Source organism: Bacillus sp. PK6-026, from assembly GCF_054161455.1.
In genome coordinates this window covers 1,858,129-1,878,529 of sequence record NZ_CP096418.1, presented here as the reverse complement: position 1 = coordinate 1,878,529, position 20,401 = coordinate 1,858,129, and the positions used below count along the sequence as shown (strand labels likewise).

The 20,401-nt window shown below is 41.7% G+C and carries 26 protein-coding genes; 1 reads left to right on the top strand and 25 read right to left on the bottom strand.

Features of this window, described 5'->3' with window-relative positions:
• Positions 1-24 precede the first annotated feature (24 nt).
• Positions 25-474, bottom strand: a complete 450-nt coding sequence (locus tag M1D59_RS09620) for a phage tail assembly chaperone (RefSeq protein WP_016886606.1) — start codon at positions 472-474, stop codon at positions 25-27.
• Between the two features lie 140 nt (positions 475-614).
• Here M1D59_RS09620 and M1D59_RS09615 point away from each other — a divergent pair, with 140 nt between their 5' ends.
• Positions 615-698 carry a putative holin-like toxin gene (locus M1D59_RS09615; protein ID WP_016886607.1) on the top strand — a complete coding sequence of 28 codons (84 nt, stop codon included), beginning with the start codon at positions 615-617 and terminating at the stop codon, positions 696-698.
• A 917-nt stretch (positions 699-1,615) separates the two neighbouring features.
• Here the strand turns inward: M1D59_RS09615 and M1D59_RS09610 are convergent.
• From M1D59_RS09610 to M1D59_RS09495, 24 genes are all read right to left on the bottom strand, one after another.
• Complete coding sequence (locus tag M1D59_RS09610; protein ID WP_216928679.1) at positions 1,616-2,059, bottom strand: phage tail tube protein; 444 nt, start codon at positions 2,057-2,059, stop codon at positions 1,616-1,618.
• Between the two features lies 1 nt (position 2,060).
• A complete protein-coding gene (locus tag M1D59_RS09605) occupies positions 2,061-3,461 on the bottom strand; it encodes a phage tail sheath family protein (RefSeq protein ID WP_458117980.1) in 1,401 nt (466 codons plus the stop codon).
• Entirely contained in the window at positions 3,462-3,689 is a 228-nt protein-coding gene (locus M1D59_RS09600; RefSeq protein ID WP_076793401.1) for a hypothetical protein, read from the bottom strand. It lies immediately after the preceding gene.
• Complete coding sequence (locus M1D59_RS09595; protein ID WP_026080870.1) at positions 3,690-4,130, bottom strand: phage tail terminator family protein; 441 nt, start codon at positions 4,128-4,130, stop codon at positions 3,690-3,692. It lies immediately after the preceding gene.
• A gap of 13 nt (positions 4,131-4,143) precedes the next feature.
• Positions 4,144-4,641, bottom strand: a complete 498-nt coding sequence (locus tag M1D59_RS09590; protein ID WP_458117979.1) for an HK97 gp10 family phage protein — start codon at positions 4,639-4,641, stop codon at positions 4,144-4,146.
• Positions 4,638-4,994, bottom strand: a complete 357-nt coding sequence (locus tag M1D59_RS09585) for a YqbH/XkdH family protein (protein ID WP_326089646.1) — start codon at positions 4,992-4,994, stop codon at positions 4,638-4,640. Before M1D59_RS09585 ends, M1D59_RS09590 begins: the two co-directional genes overlap by 4 nt.
• Positions 4,991-5,386 carry a protein YqbG gene (yqbG, locus tag M1D59_RS09580; protein WP_458117978.1) on the bottom strand — a complete coding sequence of 132 codons (396 nt, stop codon included), beginning with the start codon at positions 5,384-5,386 and terminating at the stop codon, positions 4,991-4,993. The genes M1D59_RS09585 and yqbG overlap by 4 nt, the downstream gene beginning before the upstream one ends.
• 6 nt (positions 5,387-5,392) lie before the next feature.
• Positions 5,393-5,806 (bottom strand): YqbF domain-containing protein, encoded by a 414-nt coding sequence (locus M1D59_RS09575; protein WP_458117977.1) that lies wholly within the window; start codon positions 5,804-5,806, stop codon positions 5,393-5,395.
• A gap of 10 nt (positions 5,807-5,816) precedes the next feature.
• Entirely contained in the window at positions 5,817-6,752 is a 936-nt protein-coding gene (locus tag M1D59_RS09570; protein ID WP_216928664.1) for a phage major capsid family protein, read from the bottom strand.
• A gap of 12 nt (positions 6,753-6,764) precedes the next feature.
• Positions 6,765-7,742, bottom strand: coding sequence for an XkdF-like putative serine protease domain-containing protein (locus M1D59_RS09565; RefSeq protein WP_458117976.1), 978 nt, complete (start codon positions 7,740-7,742; stop codon positions 6,765-6,767).
• A gap of 60 nt (positions 7,743-7,802) precedes the next feature.
• Entirely contained in the window at positions 7,803-8,552 is a 750-nt protein-coding gene (locus M1D59_RS09560) for a TRADD-N-associated membrane domain-containing protein (protein ID WP_085059476.1), read from the bottom strand.
• 49 nt (positions 8,553-8,601) lie between these two features.
• A complete protein-coding gene (locus M1D59_RS09555) occupies positions 8,602-9,516 on the bottom strand; it encodes a phage minor head protein (RefSeq protein ID WP_458117975.1) in 915 nt (304 codons plus the stop codon).
• Positions 9,509-11,047: a phage portal protein gene (locus M1D59_RS09550; RefSeq protein ID WP_458117974.1), complete on the bottom strand. Its 1,539-nt coding sequence runs from the start codon at positions 11,045-11,047 to the stop codon at positions 9,509-9,511. The genes M1D59_RS09555 and M1D59_RS09550 overlap by 8 nt, the downstream gene beginning before the upstream one ends.
• Positions 11,048-11,050: 3 nt before the next feature.
• A complete protein-coding gene (locus tag M1D59_RS09545; protein ID WP_458117973.1) occupies positions 11,051-12,346 on the bottom strand; it encodes a PBSX family phage terminase large subunit in 1,296 nt (431 codons plus the stop codon).
• A complete protein-coding gene (gene terS / locus M1D59_RS09540; RefSeq protein ID WP_458117972.1) occupies positions 12,343-13,212 on the bottom strand; it encodes a phage terminase small subunit in 870 nt (289 codons plus the stop codon). Before terS ends, M1D59_RS09545 begins: the two co-directional genes overlap by 4 nt.
• Before the next feature lie 96 nt (positions 13,213-13,308).
• On the bottom strand, positions 13,309-14,115 hold the full coding sequence (locus M1D59_RS09535; RefSeq protein ID WP_198479898.1) for a hypothetical protein: 807 nt from the start codon (positions 14,113-14,115) through the stop codon (positions 13,309-13,311).
• 63 nt (positions 14,116-14,178) lie between these two features.
• Positions 14,179-14,427, bottom strand: a complete 249-nt coding sequence (locus M1D59_RS09530) for a hypothetical protein (RefSeq protein ID WP_458117971.1) — start codon at positions 14,425-14,427, stop codon at positions 14,179-14,181.
• Positions 14,428-14,554: 127 nt separating this feature from the next.
• Entirely contained in the window at positions 14,555-15,481 is a 927-nt protein-coding gene (locus M1D59_RS09525) for a DNA cytosine methyltransferase (RefSeq protein WP_232626501.1), read from the bottom strand.
• 110 nt (positions 15,482-15,591) lie between these two features.
• The gene (locus tag M1D59_RS09520) at positions 15,592-16,113 is read right to left on the bottom strand and encodes a ParB N-terminal domain-containing protein (protein WP_268412465.1); all 522 of its coding nucleotides are present in this window, start codon (positions 16,111-16,113) and stop codon (positions 15,592-15,594) included.
• Positions 16,114-16,222: 109 nt separating this feature from the next.
• Positions 16,223-16,492, bottom strand: coding sequence for a hypothetical protein (locus M1D59_RS09515; RefSeq protein ID WP_458117970.1), 270 nt, complete (start codon positions 16,490-16,492; stop codon positions 16,223-16,225).
• A 60-nt stretch (positions 16,493-16,552) separates the two neighbouring features.
• Complete coding sequence (locus tag M1D59_RS09510; protein WP_179290809.1) at positions 16,553-16,720, bottom strand: hypothetical protein; 168 nt, start codon at positions 16,718-16,720, stop codon at positions 16,553-16,555.
• Between the two features lie 579 nt (positions 16,721-17,299).
• The gene (locus tag M1D59_RS09505; protein ID WP_458117969.1) at positions 17,300-17,764 is read right to left on the bottom strand and encodes an SMI1/KNR4 family protein; all 465 of its coding nucleotides are present in this window, start codon (positions 17,762-17,764) and stop codon (positions 17,300-17,302) included.
• A gap of 111 nt (positions 17,765-17,875) precedes the next feature.
• Complete coding sequence (locus tag M1D59_RS09500) at positions 17,876-18,331, bottom strand: YrhA family protein (RefSeq protein WP_458117968.1); 456 nt, start codon at positions 18,329-18,331, stop codon at positions 17,876-17,878.
• 16 nt (positions 18,332-18,347) lie between these two features.
• The gene (locus M1D59_RS09495; RefSeq protein WP_458117967.1) at positions 18,348-20,267 is read right to left on the bottom strand and encodes a T7SS effector LXG polymorphic toxin; all 1,920 of its coding nucleotides are present in this window, start codon (positions 20,265-20,267) and stop codon (positions 18,348-18,350) included.
• Between the last annotated feature and the right edge of the window lie 134 nt (positions 20,268-20,401).

Below are 20,401 nucleotides of genomic sequence, written 5' to 3'. Positions count from 1 at the left end.
CGGCCTCCTTATTCCCATCCTTGATTAGTTTTTTACAGCGGCTTCTAAATCTTCTGGATCGTCTTCAAAGCCGTTGATTTCGATTGCTTTGTTGAGCCAGTTCGCATATTCACCGCCGACAGACAGCACGCGCTTGGCGACTTCTACTGGATCAGGTGTTTTATATGCCTCTCGCAACTCTTTTGAACGGAAATCCGGGTAAACAGTAGACTCAACCGCAATTCGGGCATAGAAACGTTGAGTGTCCAGGTCTTTCACGCGACCCCGGCCTTTCACATTTTTATAAGTTGTGTTCTCTTTTTCTAACTCATCGATGCGCTCTGTCGTGATGGCTTTGAACACAAAAGGAATAACGTTCCCCTCTTTATCTTTAAAACGCTTTGAGATAGGCACCTTTACTTCTTCTGCTTCCTCTGTTTGTCCTGGCATAAAGAAGGAAAGATCATATACTTTTTCATTTTGTTTTTCGCTCATGTGTATTAGCTCCTTTTCATTTTGTCTTTAGGCAATAAAAAAACACTCTCGGTGTTTGAGAGTGTTATGGTAAAATATTCTTTGTGCAAAGTTTTCGGCTCACTCAAGGGAAGTTGGCTCATCCCCTATGGAAGGGGGTGATGCTTATGACAACATACGAAACAATCTCATTAATGATTGCTTTTGGCATGTTAATTGCCGTGTTGTCTAAAAAAGAAAAATAGACTTCCCTTGAGACCCGCAAAAGTTTAAAGGGAAAGTCTATTTTAAAAAAGACGATTTTGAGCCAGCCCCTTGAGGGCCACTTTGTACATTTGACTCGACTGTTGGCCGCAGTCGGGTCTTTTTTAGTATATGCATTTTCTAAAGAAGTAATACCTCAATCATGTTGTAGTCATTTCACAGTCTTATACTATAATATAGCATATTTTATCCTAAAAGCGTACTTTTGAAAACAAATTCGCCCCAAAAGTTCTCTTTAAGTAAAAATTCAAAAAGTGTCTGTGGTTCTTAAAATCAATCCGACAAAATTGAAGAGCACTGTCTTTCTAACAAATTTGATAAAACGCATAAATAATTCTTCAAGTAACAACTAATCATCGTGCACTTAGTAAGAGTCTACTTTTTTTCTTGGACTCTTTGTATAATAAGTCATATAACCAAAAAGGAGGTGTCAAAATGAAAATAACACTATATGAGATGTTAAGCTTAATGATCGCAAATAACGCTTGCTTAATCTCATTGTTCACTCTCATATTGATGTTGACAAAAAAAGATCCTACTAACTCGTAGTAAGATCCAAAAAAAAAACAGAAAGAACAAAATTTGTTGACCGTACGGTGTAGCAGCACCTGCGGTCTTTTTTGAAATGCACTTAAAAATATTAGTTTAAACATCTTATTGAGATGAAAAAACCAAACTTCGCAATACTTTTGTTTAATGAAAATGTAATGCATTTCACTAATATTATTATTACATCATTATTAATTAGTTACGTCAATAGGTATACTTTTTGTCAATTGCGGCCTTCTTTGGTTTCAGTCGGTTAGAATATTCTAGACAAAAATTGAAGAAAAATTGTAATGCATTTCATCTAAAAATCAAAAAATATTACATAGCTCTCACTTGAATTGCAATACTTTTAAAAAGTGTCATTCAATTTCTCAGGAAGATCAAAATCTTCAAAAGTGAACGGCACTTCCTCCTCAAGCGCTTCTGAGTCCACGTCGAGACCTGCGATTTTGGCGGAGTCAAAGTTCACATCAAACAGTGTGACACGTTCTGTTCCGCGGCCGGAAGACTGGTCATCTAGGACGGCCTGCAATGTGAAGTATGGATCTTCTCCCTTTTTCACATAGTTCAGCATCAGCTGCACAAATCGTGATGTAACTTTGTAGAACGTGGCTGTTCCTGTTCCATTTGCCCCCGTTGTTTTATGCCCTGTCATACGACGACCCATGACATTGACCTCTGCTTTGTTTTTCTCCACGTTTGCTTCAAATGTTTTAATAAAGGCCAGTTCTTCCCCGTCCAAAAACAGACGGCCTTCTTTTCCTGAAATCGTGTTTTGAGCTTTAAAAGCCATCTTACTTCACCTCCACATTGAAGTAGAATTTTTCAGCTGCGTCAACCGGCTGAACGGCCAGGTCAATCAAGAATCCGTCACGGTCCTCATTCAGCTTGATAGTCAGATCATTTTCTGAATCAAAGCCTATAATCCCGTCTCCATCTTCAAGTGTCGTCAGGTATTGAATGATGAGCGTTTTGACATACTGCAAACCATCATCAGAAGCCGGGATATCGCTGCCGGTTCCTTTTCTGGATTTAATGAGTGCTTTCAGTTCCCGCGTGAGATCGTTATTGATCGCATCCAGAACCCGGATGATTTTGTTTTTTGAGAATTTCTTGTTTTTCTCGGCAGTAAAGGTCGTAAGAGAATTAATATCCTTTTCAACGCTGACAGATTTATCGCGAGCGTCAAAAGTGAATAAAAACTCCCCATTGTTCAGCTTCTCAATGACTGTGTCATCGTCAAGGCGGTTCAGGACATCCACCGCGCCTTCGTATTCAACAAAGGTCAAGGATTGATTGAAAGAAGCTCCCGCGCTGGCCCCGGCAACCCATGCTGTAGCCTGATGCGGCGCAATCTCTGTACCGTCTTCCAACAGCACACCTTCTGTCACATTGATAATGCCTTCATAATCGCCTTTATAACCGGAAAGGACACCTTGAACCTTGCGCCCCTGCTTATCGCGTAAACGTTGAATAAAGGATACGAATGTGGCTTTCAGCTGATCACTATTTTTCACCGGTAATGCTATGGTATCGAAGTATTCTGTCTCGGCTGCCTCCAAGAAGTCCATATAGTCTTCATTCGATACACTTTTGTCTGTGCCGCCAGACAACCGGACTCCGGCAGAAGTGTTTAATTTTCCTTCTTCCTTGTCACCTTCAGCCCCTGAAAGCGGAATTGTAATGGTCAGTTCTCCTTTTCCAGTGAAAGTGACGTATTGGTTTGACTTGAGTTCCTCTGCCTTAGAAACCGTTTGTTTATCGACTTCAGACTGATTAAAGAATGTAGTGACATCATATTTTGAAGAATCCAGGACATTTTCGCTGACTTGAATAATAATGTCATTGCCCTTTGTGCCGCCATAATTGGCCGTAGCCTTTACACCTTCGCCGATATCACCCGTAGCCCGGTTTCCTTCATTCAGACGATACAGGAGAACCGTCTGTGCTTTTTTCTTAGCCTCTCTGAAAAGGAGGAGGGTTGGATCATCAATTGGCAGACCGACTTTCTTATTCAGGTCCTCAATGCTTGAAATTGAAATGAACTTTTTCGCTTCTCCCCAGCTCGTTTTAACAGGTACAGCCGCAATCCCACGCTCACCAAGAGAAACGCGTTCCTGGGCTGTCGTTTTAAAATTAAAATAAATGCCGGCACGTTCTTTTTCCTTGCCGGGCGTAAATGTTCCGCCATTCATTTAGTTAGCCTCCTTCCGAAGAAATTCGCGAATGCGTTTCTTCGTCTCTGTTTTTGTCACTTGCTTCTGATCTAAACCAAAAAGAGCACCGTCCAGAACTTCAGGTTTAACCCCAAATAGCTCTTTACTGTGCTCCCGTAAGTCTTGAATATGAAAAAGAGATTCAGGGCGGCGCGTGGCATTCTCTTGCCCCTCAACCTCTTCATTTTTTGATTTCTTTGTATCCATTTATTTCACCCCGCTTGTAAAATCAAAATCTTGAAGAGACGGCTTTTCATCTCTTTTGTACCAATACCGGCTGTTCCATTGAACAACCAACACAGCGACCCCTTTATCGGATATTCGTGATTCTATCCGATTGATACGCAAAGATTCCCCCGTCTCCGTTCCTTCGGTATCAACAAGAGGAATCGTGCTGCGCCTTTCCCTTACAGCTTCAGCGATCTTCTCAGCTTCATCGTGGGCCTGTTGTGAATCCTTATGAAACAGCTTCACATTGAGGCTGTACGTTTTCATATACGTTGACACTGTGTCATTCCCATCCGCTACAGAAGGCGGCGGGAAATAGAGAGACGGGGTTTTAATTTGAATAGGAATCTCCCGGTCATATATTTGGACGGGAAACACCCGATAAAAGAAGTTCATAATGGACCCAACTTCATCGTTCAAGCCATCACCACCTTTAGAATTCATCCAGCCATTCCTGAAGCTTGCGGTCTAAACTTTTTTCAAACATTCGCTCAAAGATCGCCAGGGCATTGTCCCAGAACCCGGATCCGTCAATCCATTGAAACTTCAGCAGCATTCCAGTTTCCGCAGCGGGATCATATTCAAAGCGGTCACCTTTCCATCGCCCAGGAACCCACCGGCGGTCGAGATTCTTTGATGGATCAATTGTAAAGTGCCCATCGTTTACAAAAGAAGCATAGTCCAAGTTGGTCCCTACATCCAATGTCAGATTGCCGGCTGTCGTAGAGAAAATATTGTCTGCGTCACCCTTCTCAAAGGAGTTTAAAAGGCGGCGCGTTTCGACGGTTTCAGTTTTCATAATTTCATCTTGCACAATATCCAAAAACTCATAACCCATCGCCTCAAGCCAGAGTTCATATTGACTTTGAAGCCCTCCGTCAATTGCGTCATCGAGGGCCTGAATAAATTCATCTAAGCCGTCAATTCTCATAGATCGTCACTCCTGACTGCCATCACTTCGATGTGATGATTTTTAATTTTTCTTGGCTTCTGCAGCTTATAAGAAGTTCCTTCCCAAATCACTTTGTCATTGAGTCGAATATCCGCTGAAGCTGGAAAATGAACCAGAAAGGAGTGAACGATCAATGTATTCGGCTCCTGCTGCACAACGGATTGATTTTTCTCCGTAAAGTAACAAGCTTGATCTAAAATATCCGGTTCATCGGGATACGAGAATTCTGGCTGGCCATCCTGAACCGGAACACCATACCGGGATTCCGCCGGCTGTCCCTCTTTTAGATGGTAGATGTCACAGCGGTGTGTTAAGAGCCGGCTGTAGCTCATAACGCCCTCACCCTAAGGAGAACAGATCCTTTACCATCAGGTGGGACATTTGGATCCTCAACAAAATCTTTTAATAGATTTGCGACATCTGGCTTTTGAATGGTCTGACCATCTCCAAGCGTATAGGAATAGTCTCCGATTTTTTCAGATTTATAGCCCTTGACGATAGATTCATCAGAATTAATCAAAGCGAAATATTGCGCCAGCTTTAATAAGGCCAGCTTGACTTTTTCCGGCAGCGGCTGATATTTCTCACCAGAGAAATCATGGCCGACGATGCTTTGAATTTCGGTTTCTGCCTCCAAAATGTCATGCTGAAGCAGATCCTCAGGCCGAGCCTTGACCGCTTCGAAAACAGAATAGGCAATCACTTCGTCAGGAGTGATCAGCATGCCGCGTCACTCCCCTTGTTTCTGCAGGATGAAGGCAATCCTTTCATCTGCGTTTTTGAATGCTGTTGGATCGCCACCAAGATCAGAGATAATGTCCTCTTGTCCTGCCTTCGTCATGCCTCGCAATTCTGATTCTGTGTATGTTTTTGAAGCAGAGGACACCGCTGATGTTTTAGCGGCCGTTTCCTCTTCCTTCGATTCGCCGCTGTCCTCTGCACCATCATCCTTGGACTTGCCGTCAGTCTCAGGGTCTTCTTTCTCTTCTTTTTCTTTGATCAATTTGCAATCAAATTGCTCATTGTCTTTAAGATAGAGATACACCGATTCCTTGACGTCTCGCTCTGCACCCAGGGTAAAAACATGGTCCATAACATCGTAAGTTTTCCCTTTGATCAGCTGCGCTTTATAGGTATCTGCCATGCGTCTTCACCTACTCTTTGACCTTGATGATTTTGGCTACCGCGTCCTCTTCCTCAAACACGCTGTCCAGTTTTGCTGTCAAAACAATAATGAATTTTCGGCGGCGGATATCTTTATCGACTTCAATCCGGATATTACGAGAGAAGCCGAGCACGATGTTTTTCGGATGCGTCAAAATGACATCTGATACGTCGATCGCTTTTTCTCCTTCGCCGGTGGAATATGGCTGCATGTTTGCAATTCCCTTGATCGGCACACCAAAAGCAGAAGAAAGCCCGCCTTGAACAGCAGCATCCCCCAGGTTGGTTTGACGGTCAGCCACTTTATCCTTCCATTCAACTTCAATGCCAGGTGAAGTATAGAAACGGAATTCCTGCGGCACACGCAAATATTTAGGTGGTACAGCCTTATAACCCCGTTTGAAAATTTGCCGTGACAACTCTCCCCCCGCAGCATCTACAATGTGAGATTGGGCCTGCTTACGGATTCCATCAATTTGTGCAAGGAATGAATCATCTGATTTCGAATCACCGTTAATGATTAATTCCTCTATATCTACTGCTGCACGCTCGGCCAGCATTTGCATAATCGTTTTTTGCAGCCCATCTTTTTCGATGTTGTTTTCAAGTGTGTCATACGTAATGTGGGCTTCCGCGATAACTTCTTTTGTGTTCAGGCTGATTGTGCTTGTAGTTGGAACAGCCCTTTCATCAGAAGAAAGCGACTTTCCTTCCTCCGCTGCCCTGAGAATACGCTGGCCAAAACCGATCTTCTCAAATTTCTGTGTATCATGGTCCATCGGAATGACACGGGCATCATTTAAAATTGTTGGCGTATCTTGCACCATACGGATAAACGTTGACGCTTGAGTTGGGTTCATCAGCCCGCCGCTTTTCAGTGATGCGAGCGTCATTTCTGCCTTGTTGATAATCTCCTGGTTTCTCATCATATTCCTCCTTTAAAGTAAGCCGTCCCAAACGGACTTTTTCACTTCTTCTTTTTCTGATTCTTGATCAGATCCCGCTTGTTTTGAAATTCCGCGGCTCTTTTCCACAGCTTCTAAGCGTTCTTGAATAGGTGAGAGCTTTTGTTCAAGCAGCTCATCCATTTGTTTGATGACGGTCTGTTCTTGTTTGTCATCCTCTCTGTCGCCCGCTGCAGGCTCAGCTTCCTTTTCTATTTCATCAAGTCGCTTGGTGATCGGATTTAATTTGTCATCAAGCAATTTCTCAATATCCTCTTTTTTCAACTCGTCTTCCTCCTCTTCGACTTCTGCCTGACTCAACAAATTGCCGAGTGCAGCATGAGCACTTTTGATTTCATTCAGGTTGGATGCCGAAAACTTGCGACCGGCTTTTTCTACAGAGGTTTCTTCCTCCTCGCTTTTGCCTAAAAAGAAGTTTTTCAGCAAATTAAAAAGCCCTTTCTCTTCATTGGCAGAAGGAGAAAAAGGCTTCTCTTTTTGTTTCTCGATTGTCTCGGCGGTCCCGGCCATTGAATACCCGGTTATCTCACCTTTTTTGATCTGTTCCCAAACCTCATCCGAAGCTTTTGTGACAAGTACCCATGATCCTTTTTTAATGGTCTCGCCATTTATCTCAAAGTCCGCCGGCGCGACATAGGATTCAACCACTTCACCGACGCCGCCTTGAAAATCATGTTGCTTATCAATCTCCCTGGCATCCTTCAGGAAGCCGTGGGCAGCTTTTTCAATTTCTGCAGCTGTCATGAAGTCACCGTGTGCGTCTGGTGTATCTGGTTCATATACAATGCCGTATACAAGCTTTTTTTCATCATCCGCTTTTGTCAGGACCTTGATTTCTTTCTGAAAGTCCGGCTGTTTTTCTGACTTCATAAAAAAGAACTGCTTTTGATTAGCAGCCTTGTCTACGTATGAAACGTGTGTGATTTTTGCGTTTATCAATTCTCGTGGCAAGTTGTTCACCTCCTTTCAAAATAAAAAGACCTTTCAAAAGAAAGGTTTTTTCATCAGACTTTATTTAGATTCGTTATCATCAAATTTTGAGTTTACTCTACTTAAATTTAAAGCTAGAGTAGCCAAAGTTTCCTCTCGCTTTTTATCATCTTTGATATTAGAAATTAGATAGTTGCTAAAATATAGGTGATTAGTATTTACATATCTGTTATGGAACTCTGTCATTGTTTTTATTGTGTTTGTATGCATTTTTAAATAAATAGCCGCTATAAAATTAGAAAGTATAGCTCCCAATGCACCTATTGCAGCAACAATCATTTTGGTTTGGACACCCTTTAAAATATCACTTGCCAGTAAAACAAAGGTAACCCCAATGACAACAAAACCTAATATGATACATATTATACCTACTTTAAAAACAATTTTGTTTTGCTTGAGGTTAAGTTCATAGTAACCATTTAAATCAAAGTGGTGTTGTCTAAAAAGCGTTTCACTTCTGGACTCTGGAGAATCAAGTAGCGATAATTCATTTTTTATCACCTTAATAAATATATCCTCCTGATGTCGTTTGGGATATAAAGCATATACAACCCCTCCCATACCCAAAGTGATACCTATAGCTCCTAAATGAGAAGGATCATCCTTAACCGCAAAAATATAACCAATAGCTATAAGTATCATCGTTATTCCTACGTATAGACTAAATCGACTTAATCGTATAGCATAATCCTTTTGCTGCTCTAGCTCGTTCTTTTGCCTTTTTAATTGAGACTTTAATTGTTCCGTTAACTCTTTCTCGAAATTATCCATATAGTTAACTCCTATTTCCATTGCAAGCTAACATATATATTACAATTTTTTATAATTTTTTCAATAGCTCTTGTCTAATCTCTTCTTTTTCCTCAGCTGACAACCCTAAAATGTTGTTATCAACCACAGGTGATAAAACACAATGACAGTTGACTCGTTCCTTTGCTGACAGCTTTGAATCCCTCGGATGCATGCAGGTTTCACCGCTCCCCGGGATCGTAAATTCTTCATCTACTCCAACAATCATTCCATCGAGAGCCATATGATTTTCCCGAGGATTGTTTTTCTTTCCTCCGCTGTGCCTCCACTTTTTCCCGATGATAGCCGGCGATTGAGAATAAGCCTCCTGCTGCGCCGCAGAGGAAGCGGCAAGCACTTCAGTTATGGCAGTTGTCCGCGCTCGCGATCTATCAAACTGCGGCAAGTCCCGGAGAGTCAATTCAATGTCCTGAATAGAAGAACCGTTCTCAATGGCTTCTGTCAGAACATTTTCTACCGCTTCATGGGTATTTAATTTCATGATCTCGGCCAGCTCTTCGGACCAGCCTTTGATCCAATTAGTTGAACGACTCGAAAGAGCTTTAAACCGGACTTCGAGATCCAATGAATCCATGATGACAGAAGCCAGCTCCTCAATGGTCTGCTGAAGGAAACCTTCTGTCAGCTCCTGAAATTGCTCCTCGAAGTCATCCCCTGCAAATAGATTCTGCGTAAAATACACCAGAATGGCTTCTAACGTCTCTTTTGAGTCTTTGCTTACAAAATCATTCAGACCACTTAAAAACTTCTTACGCTGGCTTCTGAGTAATCTGGCGACCTTTTTTTCATATTCCTGGACATAACCGGGTATTTTAGAAAGGCCGGGGAAATCAGGTATAACCTCCACGAGTGATTTTTCATCATCTTCCTCGGCTTTTTGAATAAAGGTGTTCAGACTGTTTAATAGCTGATCGGTCTTATTCATTTTGCTTCAGCTCCTCGAGGACATCCCTCATATCCTTCAGCAACATGATCAAATCCTCTGACCGATTGTCTTTTGATTTTTGAAAAAGAGCCTGCAGCGGATCAGAAGAATTGTTTTGTGCTTTCCCAAGCGGCCGACTGTATTCATCCTCCGGCCATTCTTCAAGTGTTTTCCCAAGCACACGGCCAGCCAGATCCCGCAGATCGTTGGGAGATACAGCACCGGCATTAATAAAAGGCCCCAACACTTTGGCAATCTCCATCGGATCACGGAAGTCTGGACCTTTTAAAGTAAGCTGAGCATGATAAATATTCAAATCAGACAGAAACAAATTATTCAGTTTGCCGGTTATGATCTTCCTTTCCGGCTGAAAGACTTGTTCTTCTGTAATTTTTCGAGCGGTGTCCGCGGTCGCCTTGTTATACTCGTGTGCTTCCCCTGTATAAAGCGGCGGCAGGCGGAAGGCAGAACGCAGCTTGCTTCTGCTTTTCTCGTCATATTCAAGGAATAGGGCGTCTTGCTGCAGAATTTCGCCCAGGGACTTAATATCAACTTTGACGGAGGAAACATCCTCTTCCCCGGTAATGCCCTTTTCAGTTGGTATTCCCTCTACTTCAAGCAGGAGGAATTTATGAGCGTTTTCTGTTCCTTCAAGGTCATTCATGTACTCCTGAAGCTGTTGATAAGAGGATTCAGAAAGCATCCCGTTTTCAACTGTGATGGCTGCCGGGATATGGCGCCCTTGCTTAAAGTACATGTAATTCAGTTCTTCCGCTTTTCTGGCCCCGTATAGATTTACGATATGCCCAATCCAACGGGGAACGCCATAAGCACCGCTGCCGAGCTTGAAGTGAATGACTTCGTTAGCTTGAAGCTCCTCTGGAGTGTTGTCTTCGTATTTGCCAGTCCGCAAATTCATAATTCGCGGATCCCCGTATTCCTTGAAGAAGACCTGTTTTCCATCTACCATCTGAACGTACTTCCGGAATCTTTTCTTCCGCTTCATCGTTTTGATTTCATTGTGCTCCCGAAATGTGAATTCTACTTCGATAGGCTCCGTATAGTGGCACACCCTCATGTTTTTAACGTCCAGATATTCAACTCCCGCTGGTTTCCCGGCTCCGTTGCGGAGGACTTCTAGAAATCCGTTCCCGGTTTTCTCCCGGTCTTCTATAGCATACCCGACAACAATTTCGGCCGATTCGTCAAAATGAAGGTAGCGGATAAATTCCTCAAGCCGTGTCCAGTCATTTTCCGCAGCCTGCTTTTTTTCAGACTGTACATCATCCCCATTGATATCAAAGGTGTATTCCACATCAAAACCAAAGCCGAGAATATTCGTTTTGTAGGCATGAATGCATTGCTGCAGGATCGTCGAATACTCTGCGATGCTTTTCAGTTCCTTCAAATTGTAAGGAGGAGCAATGATGTCATTTCCTCGATAGGTGAACTGATCTTCATAAATCTGTTTGGTCGTTTCGCTCGGCGCATTCGCTTTGAACACAGTGGCTTTCACAGATTGTTGAGCCATGCTTTACCTCCTCTCTCTATTTGGCCGCGGCCGGATTTTCGGTTTCTCCTTCAGATCGGTGACCTCGTAATCATCGAGGGCGTACCAGATGGCTGAAAGAGTGTGGGGATCGATCTTGAATTCATCTTCAATGATGTTACCCAGCTTGTCCTTTTTGTAGGTCAGCGGCTTGAGTTCAAAAATAGTGTTTTGACATTGATCGGAACAAATGATCTTTTTAAACCGCTTGATTTTTTTCGTATACTGCAGGCGCGAACCCTGGTATTTATGAGCTCCCACCATATTGAAACCCTGCTGCCGGAAATACTGAATCGTTTTAGGCTCCGCTGAATCAGCTTTGATCAACTCCTGGGTTTTCTTGAATTCTTGGAGTTCCTCTGCCGTTCGATCATCCGTCATTCCTCGCTTGTAATACTCCCAGTAGACATAGAGATATTTTTTCTTATGGTCCACCGCAAGTCGGACAACAGCGTTATAGGATTCTTCAAAACCAAAGTCCATGCCTACCCGCTTGATGGGACGGTCAATGTTCGAGATGGCCTGCATAACTTCATCGTGTGGCCACTCTTCAAACTGAGGAAAAACCCGAACCCCATTCACACCAAAATGACCTTTCCTGGCGATGCGGTAAAGGTCTGGATCGTATTCTTTCAGTTCATCCAGCTGCATTACATAGCTTTCTGGTAGAAACAAATTATCTTCCGCCGTGGAATGATGATAGTATGTGTCATTTAAGACGATCGTTCGCTGTTCATAAAGCTCTTTATCATCCAGGACAAATCGATTGTTCAGATCGTCTTTAAAGAAATGCTTATACGTCCAGTTGTCTTCCCCGACCGGATTCGTGGAAAAAATCATATGAAGCGGTAGCGTAGGATGCCGCAGACGGCCGAGAAGCTCTTTGAAACCTTCATATTTGACCTCTGAACATTCCTCAATCCAAATGATCGAGATGTTATTGATCGATTTCAGTTTAGCCGGTTTATCCAGCCCCTTGAAGATGATCCGGCTGCCATTCGGAAACCTGACCTGCATTGGGGATGTCATACACCTCACAATATGATCAATTTCTAAATCATTGATGATCTCTTCAAAAAGAGAGAAAGTGGAATCCCGATGAGTGTCATACACTTCACGAATGACTAATACTGTCCGTTTTTCTTCAAAAAGCTTCAAAATGAGCTTGAGAGCAATGTGATAGCTTTTGGATGATCCGTAACCGCCGACGAGTAGCTGAAATTTTTGATTCCAGTCAAAAAGAAAGTCTTCGAAATGCGGATTGACTTCTTTTACCGTCATTTGCCGTCACCCTTACGAGTAATTGTGATATTCACAGAATTGTCCACAGGGCGAGCAGTCAAGCGTTCAAGCTCTGCCTGTTTCGTCTCGTTTGAAAGATAGATACCACGGAGCTTCAATTCATGCTCATCCATTAAGCGGATCATATCGTATTTCTGGCGAATGGCCTTCAATCGCTTATCCGTAACCCGGGTGAGTGCCTCTTCAATGTTCAAAATATCGTCAATAGCCCTCATCTCGGTTTCTTCAATTTCAGTCACAACAAGACGCTCATTCATGACCGGGACCGGCTTAACAAGTCCGTTTTTATCCGGGGTTTGAACAATGTCCTTGACCTTGCGCATTTGTTGCAGCACGCGGCGCTGTTTTTCAGACAGACCGTTTTCTATCCGGCTGATCCGCTGCATCATTCTCCGCTCCCGAAGGCTTAACTCCCTGATCGTTAAATCAATTTGAAAGAGCAGGTCCGTTTCGATTTCTCCGAACAGCCGTCTCTCATCCTCGTTTAAAAAATCCCACATGATGGTTTCATATTCGCCGGTACGGACGGAATTTTTATTCCCTTTTGGAGCGGCACCGCCCCTATTCCCTTTTGCATTTTCGTTTCCAGGGGGTGCCTTTCCACCCTTGTTTCCTTTGGCGTTTTTATTCCCTTTTGGAGCGCCAGGACGAAAAGGAGCGCTCCCATTCAATTTAGGAGCGCTCCTTTTGAGTTTTTCTTCCCATTTATCTGTTGCTTTCCACTTGCGGACGGTGCTGCTTGAGACGCCCAATTCATCCGCGATGTCTTTTAATTTCTTGGTTCCGCTGCTTTCTTTCCATAAACGGAACGCTTCGTCACGCCTTGGATCACGCGGTCTCGCCATTACATTTCACCCACCTCCGCAACCTGAATTGAGTTTGAGTTTGTTTTTAGAAGTTTAAAAGCATCCGACCATTAGATGCCTAATCAATGTACATTTTTATTGTAGCATCATATCTAATAATGCTTGCGCCCATCTAGGATCATCGACCACAGTTCGAAAAATTTTAAGTACCCCTTGTTCTCCAATATCATATATTTTTCGAGCGAGTTCTTTCAATTTGGATTCGGAGGGTTCACTCTGGGATAGCTCTTGTTCTAGTTCTGTTGCTACTTCTTCAACTACATCTATTGATTCTTCCGAAAGTAGATTCGCTTCCCTTACTTTTTTAATTATTTCTTCTTTAATATTTTTATAGTGTATAGATTGATGAATATCTTTACCAATAGCTATATTCCCCCCCCTTTCGGCATTAAGGGTTCCATAATTAATAATATTAAGTTCAGCACTTGGAATTTCTTTTCTTCCATCAACTTGATCTTCAATTAAGTCATTTAATTTATAATTTAATTCTCTTAAACACGGATAAGCAATTTGAGAAATATATCTTTGTATATTTTCTTGAGGACTTCTTTGTTTAAATATTTTGAAACCCAAACTCTCGAGGGATATTTCCTCCTCAGCAACTTGTTTAAAAACAGTTAAAACATAAGCAATTTGCTCATCCACATTCGATGGTAAATTTAATTCAATCCTATCAAAGCTTTTTACATGTATATGTTCCAACTTAATAGGTATAGAAAAAAAAGGTACAACAATAGAGTTAATAACAGGATTACCTTTACACAAACCCATTAAAGTTTTAATTCTTGATTTGTAAGTAGTATATCCAGCTTGTAAGATATCCTGAACTGTTGATTCAAAACTCCTAATTGATCTTAAAACTTCTTTTTCTGAAAACTCCATAATATCCCCTCCTCCTTATATAATATAATAATTTTCAAGTAGCTTCCAAGCACTCCTTTTCATCTATAAACTCTCGTCCTTCTGAAGCTGTATATCGAGCTCGATGAGCTTTTTTAAATCTTCAACAGTGTTCACCTTAATATGGCCGCTTTGAAAATCTTTGACCCATTGGGTGATACCTGCCTGAATAATTTTTCGGTATTTCTCTTTAGATTGACTGATGTTTTCAAGCAATTCAGCACTATGAAGGAGAAGCAGTTCTTCTTTTTCTTCATCGCCATAAGAACGTATGTTTGTATTTTCTGTTGCCATTTGCCTGGTCCTCCAATAGAATAGAGATGAGAGCGTGATTTTCCCACAAAACGCGGCCGCGTCTTCATCACGCTCTTACCAGGCTGATGGCCTTGGGTAAGGGAGGGTGTTGTCAGCACCCTCTTTTTTATTTTTCAAACCACTGTTTGTAAATTTGTTCCGATATTTTTTTCATCATGACCGGAGGAACACTCATCCCACAAACATATTGAACAGATGCGTCCATAAAATCATAATCCAGTGGGAAAGATTGCATCAAAATGATATCTCGTTCAGAGATATAGTAGGGCTCATCATAACGGACAAAGACCGAACCACTCGCGAGAGTAGGCGGGACAAGGCTATTTTTCACTAAAATCGTATTGAAATTAGATTCTTTCCCTTCAATCCTTTTCGTGATGTCTCCCACATTATTATCCGACGGCCGTCGCTTCACCCATCTTTTATAAAGCTTTGATGTTTCTTTAAGCCTTGCACCATGGCCGCTTCTGAATTCTTTATATACAATCGGCGGCTCATTGAAGGACAATTTAAGTGGCAGTAAATTCAAGTCCTTCCTTCGGCCAATAAAAAAGACCCGCTCTCTACGTTGCGGGACTCCCATTGTGGCAGCATTCAACAAGAACAGTTGAACATCATATCCAATTTCCTTTGCCCGTTCAATCACCAGCTTCACATAACCTTTTGCATTTCCACTGACCATTCCTTTGACATTCTCGGCCACAAAGATTTTTGGCCGCAACCTTTCAACAGCATCAAGGTAATGAAAAAACAGATCATCAAGTGACTGTTTGGCCTGTCCTTCACGAAAGGCTTTTTCTTTTCCCCAAGCCTTTTCCCGATCACCCGCAATAGAAAACACGCTGCAGGGCGGGGAACCATCAAAAATATCTAAATCGAACAACTCATCAGGCAGATTTTCCATTTTGTTAAAGTCTCTGATGTCCATAAGAAAAGGATATTTCGGATTATGATTCTTCCTGTAAATCTTCATCATTTGCGGATCGATCTCACAGTTCCCCAAAAGATCGTAACCGGCGAGCTTATAGCCCATAGAGGAACCCCCGCCGCAAGAAAATGTGCTGAGTACTTTAAGGCCATTTTTCTTGATGTTTTTTAAATCGGCCAACTTCCAACGATATTCTTTCTTTTCCATGTAATCACCTATTCATTAAATGAAAATCCGCATTTGGGGCAGGTATGTTGGAAATGATCATCTTCATAATCATCTAGGTCTAATTCCTGGCTGTCATTGATTTTTCCTCCGTTGCCTTCATGCTCAGCCAGCTCTCCCAAGATTTCATCTATTTCACTTTCTGAGAAGCCTGTAAGGGATAGATCAAAATTATTGTGCTGCAGGTCTTCCAAAACCTGTTCAAGTTTGTAATCATCCCAGTCACCGCTGATCTTATTTAAAGCCAGGTTGAGCGCTTTTTCCTCAGCCTCATCCAGATTTACAACTGAAACCAAGAGAGTCTTTGGATTTTCTTCTATGAGGATTTTAAAGCGTTGGTGGCCGCCTACAAGGTTGCCAGTCCTTTCATTCCAGACTAATGGTTCGACTGCACCAAAACGTGTCATAGACTGTTTAAGGGCTTCATATTCTGGATCCCCCGGCTGCAGATCGATGCGGGGATTATATGCTGCAGGATTAATTTTTTCAACCGGTATTTCTCGAATGTTCATACACTTACCTCCAATAAAAAAAGCGCCCCCGCTCATTAGCAGTGCCGCTCTTCGCTTTATTACCTATTATTCGCTCTAAGACAAAATGCTTTGCCAAGACCGTGTTATTTCATTTCCGCTTTGCTTTTCTAAGAATTTCACGATCACCATTTTCTTTAATACTAGTACGACCATGTAACCGCGGATCAAGATCAGCTCGATTAACGATGCGCGTTTTTCCTTTGTGAGATTTTCTAGCTTCTTCAGTTGCAGCTCTTGCCCCCTCTTTAACTCTTTGTAAGAGCTCTGGATTCTCTATGGCTCCAAAAAAAGCATCCGCAACCTCACTGCCATTGACCTCGGTCATCCGCTTCTTAAATTCTTCTTTATCCTTCCTCAAACTTAAACCTCCCGATTCGCCATGTTTTCATTAATTATAACACAATGGAATTTCTTTCTACTATTTGCGGCGAATGCGGCCGCCTTGTCGTTTATAGGTGTCTTTCCTGACTCCCATGAGCTCTTCCCAATGCCATCTCGTTAAATGTTCATCTTCCTTCGCTGAGGAGCTTAATACTTTTTTAAGCTGCTGCTTCATGTCAGCTGATAAAGCATCTCTCATCTTCATGTTTCATTCTCCTTACCGAATAAACACCACCTTGCGCTATTCGCTTTTTTGAATTAAAAATGGCTCCGGCTAATCTCCAGGAGGACGCAAAGATTATAGGGAGCCATGTGAAAATGACTTCCTTTGCAAACGGGATCTCACCGTTTACGTTCCCCGTGACTATCGCGCGCAATCCTGCATAGACTCCAGCCGCTCCTCCTGTGAAGCTGACGACCTTCATCATCATTCGATACATCCGGGTACACACTTGATAAGGGAAAGGTGCGTCTCCCATTCTGGCCAATAAAAAAGCGGCCACCAATCAGCTGCACAACATCCGTGTGCAAAAGATCAGTGTCCGCAGGCTCTCCTTCTTGGACTCGATATTCACGTTCGTTTTTCTTGTCTCTATCGTATGACAAAGTGGAATATAAAAAGTCCCCCATTTTATCCCCCTTTTTGTCGGATTTTTCTCGGATTTGAAACATAAAAAAAGCACTCAACCAAAGTTAAGTGCTTAATAATTTCTACTATCCACAGAAGGCTATATCAACGCAAAAATGGTGCAAAAATTTAAGTTCATCATAAAAAAACTTCTCTTTATTCCTCTTCTTCATACTCTCTTAGACTGTTAATTAATTCAGTGAAATTATCACATACATAGGTTACCGCTGCTTCTGGATTCTCAAATGCTTCTTCGTGATCCCAAAAAACCACAGTTGGGCTTGTTTCAGAATTTCTATAATCAAAGCAAAATAAGTTGCCTCCTGCATCAGTTGCAAAGGGAATAATGTTGTCAACTAATCTATCCTTAACATTATTGACTGTTTTATAAAGATCAATTGGCCTCTCTGGGTCTCCAATGCTTAGCAGGTTATTAATCGATTCTCTAAATCCCGCAATAACAACAACACGTTTATCTACTGGAGAGCATCCATTGAATTCTTTTATGTATTCTTTATAATCTAATGGAAATTTAATGTTAAGAGTTGCTTCAAGACTATGAATTTGCTCATGAGTTGGTTCTTTAAACGTACTGCGCTTTCTCCAGTGAATATGCTTCATAATTGACCTCCACATTTATATTACGGGTAGTTTGTCTTGGCCAACTATGTTGATAGTCAAAAGGATTTCCCCACAATCCAAATACCACAAAAGAAAGAAGGCACCAATTGCTCAAGAAAGACTTGTTCTTAACGCTTCTTCTAACATTGAATTGAAATTTTCGTATTCGTTCATTGTGGTTCCTGAAGGCTTATCTAATTCTAAATATTTCCCTTTGGCAGTGTCTAGACAGTACAATGAGACATCTGAATCTCCGAAGAAAAGATACCTTTTTTGCCAATCATTCTCATGCCAAAGTTCATTTGTTTCTATAAATCCATGTATTTCTTCATCTGCTTCATGTTCACTTATAGAACTGTCTACCCCATAAATCACCAACCCGTTAAAATCAAGTCCATTGACAGCACTGAGGAACTGTTTATATCCCTCAGGTAGCACGGCACTATAAAATTTTTCTTGAACGTTTTGTTCCAGTTCTTTTATGACGTCAATAGAGGCTGGTTTATTGAGATCATCTCCATATTTTCTCTCTATTTTCCGGATCTCTTCTAAATGTACTTTCCACATTAAAACTTCCCTCCCGTTACTTTTCAATAGGATAAATTTCCCCACTTGGTATTGGCCAGTTTTTTATTTTCTTTGTTTGTCCAGGAGTCAATCCTCTTGTTAAAGCATTCTGCTCATTAGTAATTGCTTTATGGAAAGGATCGTTTTTCATTAAAATTAAGTTATCCATAGAATTTGTGCCCCCATCATCTAATGGAAGTTTATGATGAACTTGCCAACCTTTTGGATTTAATCCATCCTGCATTCTTGCTATATCTGAATCAGACAAACCAGCATTCTTAAGCTGTTTCAATTTTTGAGGGTCATTAACCAGGCTTTTTAAAAACTTCTTTTTCACAGAGCCATTAAAAGTGCTTCTAAGTTTTTTTGTCTCTGCAGGATCTCTTTTAGTATAGGTTATTTCTTTAACTTTCACATTTTTCAGATGGATCTGTTCTCCCTTTAAGGAGCCCACAAAGTCACCATTCTTATCGATTGATTTGAAAAGCACACTTTTCTTTTTATCCTCAAGGAGCTCTCTCAGCAAAGGCGTATTTTTCACATTAGGGGCCTCTCCCGCTCTTTGGAGCATCCCTTCTAATGCAGGAGTATAGCGATTTTTAGGCGGGCTGAAATGTTGTTTAACAGAGTTAACACTTTTCTTTGCTGTTTGGGCTGCAGCCTTGCCAGCTTTGCCAAGACTTTTTGAGCCTGATACGACAGTAGGACCGGCCTCTGCCAACCCCCATATCGTCCCAATCGCATAAGCAATATAGTGTCCGCGAGAATATGAATCCCCATGTACCATCTGTTCATCCCAAGAATCTGCGATTGATTGCAACATACTTTCGAAAGTGGCTTTGTAATCATACTCAAATACTGAATTTACAGTTGCTTTTGGGTTTTTAATAAAGTTGTCTGCGTGTCCAATCAGAGCTTTACCTGTTTCAATCGTTCCTTGGATCGTATCTTTTGCAAATTCATATCCTCCAACCACAAAGCCTTTCATACTTTCTAAGACATGTTTTCCATCTTCCAGAGTTCCTTTAATTGGATCTGCTCTGAACTCATAAGCTTCTTCAATGGCAGTAACATAATTCATCTGTTCAGATGTAAGATTATCATATCCAATCTCTCTAGCAACTTTGAGAAACTCATCCGGATCATCATACAACTTTTCAAGTTTATTCTTCAACGTATCAGTATGACTCATAGGTTCTATTTTGCTGGCCTCTTTTTCAAGCTTCGATCTCTTATCCAGCTTATCCAACATAACGCCCATCGCGGTGTCTTGGCCACCACGCAAAGCATCCATCTCATCCGGCTTTAAAATCGAGCCTTTTTGATAGCCGGTAATTTCAATTTTAGGCCCTGTGTACATTTTTTCAAGCCGGCTTATGTACCTCTGCATCGTTTCCAGGTCGTTTTCAGCGGTTTTAAGGGCGTTTGTTTGCTCGCGGTCAAACGCATGCAGCTTTTCAAGTGTCGTGCTGATTTCCTTTATTGCTTTCTGATTTTGTTCATGAAAACCGTTGTCATTCAAATCCGGTAAATCAACGATATGGCTGACTTTTGCGATCGTGGTGTTGGTCTTAGAAACCAAATTTTTTGTTGTGCGATCAGCGGCATTTAAGCCATTCTCCAACTCGTGTTCGAGAAAGGATTGAGAAATAAATCCGTTATGGTTGGGTTCCAGGGAATTCAGCGCGCTTTTCATTTTTTTCAGCGTAGAACTGTATTCCTCTATGAAACTGTCATAAAACTGTAGAAAAGGGGTGTGACATTCCGCGTAAAAGGCGCGGATCGCGTCGCCGCCTTTTCCTTTTAAAGCATCATCAAGTGATGTGATGCTGTCAACGGCCTTTTTGACTTTGGCGAATTCGTCTGATTGATGTTTTAATTGTTCCAGCGTTTGATCAATGGCTTTGTGCAACGCCTGAACATCAAGAGTCTTCATAGCATTCTCCTCTAATACTAATGTGACATACCTCGAAATATTTTACCACTTTATAGAAAAGAATTGGTGAATAAATCCTGTCAATCCATGAAAATGAATCTTATTGAGTAGGTCTTATACCCTGACACGTTCGA

Bases quoted from the DNA above. Each gene is read 5' to 3' on its own strand.
- M1D59_RS09510 (WP_179290809.1), bottom strand. From the start codon at position 16,720: ATGAAGATGAGAGATGCTTTATCAGCTGACATGAAGCAGCAGCTTAAA.
- M1D59_RS09615 (WP_016886607.1), top strand. From the start codon at position 615: ATGCTTATGACAACATACGAAACAATCTCATTAATGATTGCTTTTGGC.
- M1D59_RS09600 (WP_076793401.1), bottom strand. From the start codon at position 3,689: ATGGATACAAAGAAATCAAAAAATGAAGAGGTTGAGGGGCAAGAGAAT.
- terS (WP_458117972.1), bottom strand. From the start codon at position 13,212: ATGGCGAGACCGCGTGATCCAAGGCGTGACGAAGCGTTCCGTTTATGG.
- M1D59_RS09535 (WP_198479898.1), bottom strand. From the start codon at position 14,115: ATGGAGTTTTCAGAAAAAGAAGTTTTAAGATCAATTAGGAGTTTTGAA.
- M1D59_RS09585 (WP_326089646.1), bottom strand. From the start codon at position 4,994: ATGAGCTACAGCCGGCTCTTAACACACCGCTGTGACATCTACCATCTA.
- M1D59_RS09500 (WP_458117968.1), bottom strand. From the start codon at position 18,331: ATGTGGAAAGTACATTTAGAAGAGATCCGGAAAATAGAGAGAAAATAT.
- M1D59_RS09555 (WP_458117975.1), bottom strand. From the start codon at position 9,516: ATGAATAAGACCGATCAGCTATTAAACAGTCTGAACACCTTTATTCAA.
- M1D59_RS09520 (WP_268412465.1), bottom strand. From the start codon at position 16,113: ATGAACATTCGAGAAATACCGGTTGAAAAAATTAATCCTGCAGCATAT.
- M1D59_RS09575 (WP_458117977.1), bottom strand. From the start codon at position 5,806: ATGGCAGATACCTATAAAGCGCAGCTGATCAAAGGGAAAACTTACGAT.
- M1D59_RS09550 (WP_458117974.1), bottom strand. From the start codon at position 11,047: ATGGCTCAACAATCTGTGAAAGCCACTGTGTTCAAAGCGAATGCGCCG.
- M1D59_RS09605 (WP_458117980.1), bottom strand. From the start codon at position 3,461: ATGAATGGCGGAACATTTACGCCCGGCAAGGAAAAAGAACGTGCCGGC.
- M1D59_RS09560 (WP_085059476.1), bottom strand. From the start codon at position 8,552: ATGGATAATTTCGAGAAAGAGTTAACGGAACAATTAAAGTCTCAATTA.
- M1D59_RS09530 (WP_458117971.1), bottom strand. From the start codon at position 14,427: ATGGCAACAGAAAATACAAACATACGTTCTTATGGCGATGAAGAAAAA.
- M1D59_RS09610 (WP_216928679.1), bottom strand. From the start codon at position 2,059: ATGGCTTTTAAAGCTCAAAACACGATTTCAGGAAAAGAAGGCCGTCTG.
- yqbG (WP_458117978.1), bottom strand. From the start codon at position 5,386: ATGCTGATCACTCCTGACGAAGTGATTGCCTATTCTGTTTTCGAAGCG.
- M1D59_RS09505 (WP_458117969.1), bottom strand. From the start codon at position 17,764: ATGAAGCATATTCACTGGAGAAAGCGCAGTACGTTTAAAGAACCAACT.
- M1D59_RS09525 (WP_232626501.1), bottom strand. From the start codon at position 15,481: ATGGGCTATAAGCTCGCCGGTTACGATCTTTTGGGGAACTGTGAGATC.
- M1D59_RS09495 (WP_458117967.1), bottom strand. From the start codon at position 20,267: ATGAAGACTCTTGATGTTCAGGCGTTGCACAAAGCCATTGATCAAACG.
- M1D59_RS09590 (WP_458117979.1), bottom strand. From the start codon at position 4,641: ATGAGAATTGACGGCTTAGATGAATTTATTCAGGCCCTCGATGACGCA.
- M1D59_RS09545 (WP_458117973.1), bottom strand. From the start codon at position 12,346: ATGACGGTAAAAGAAGTCAATCCGCATTTCGAAGACTTTCTTTTTGAC.
- M1D59_RS09620 (WP_016886606.1), bottom strand. From the start codon at position 474: ATGAGCGAAAAACAAAATGAAAAAGTATATGATCTTTCCTTCTTTATG.
- M1D59_RS09570 (WP_216928664.1), bottom strand. From the start codon at position 6,752: ATGAGAAACCAGGAGATTATCAACAAGGCAGAAATGACGCTCGCATCA.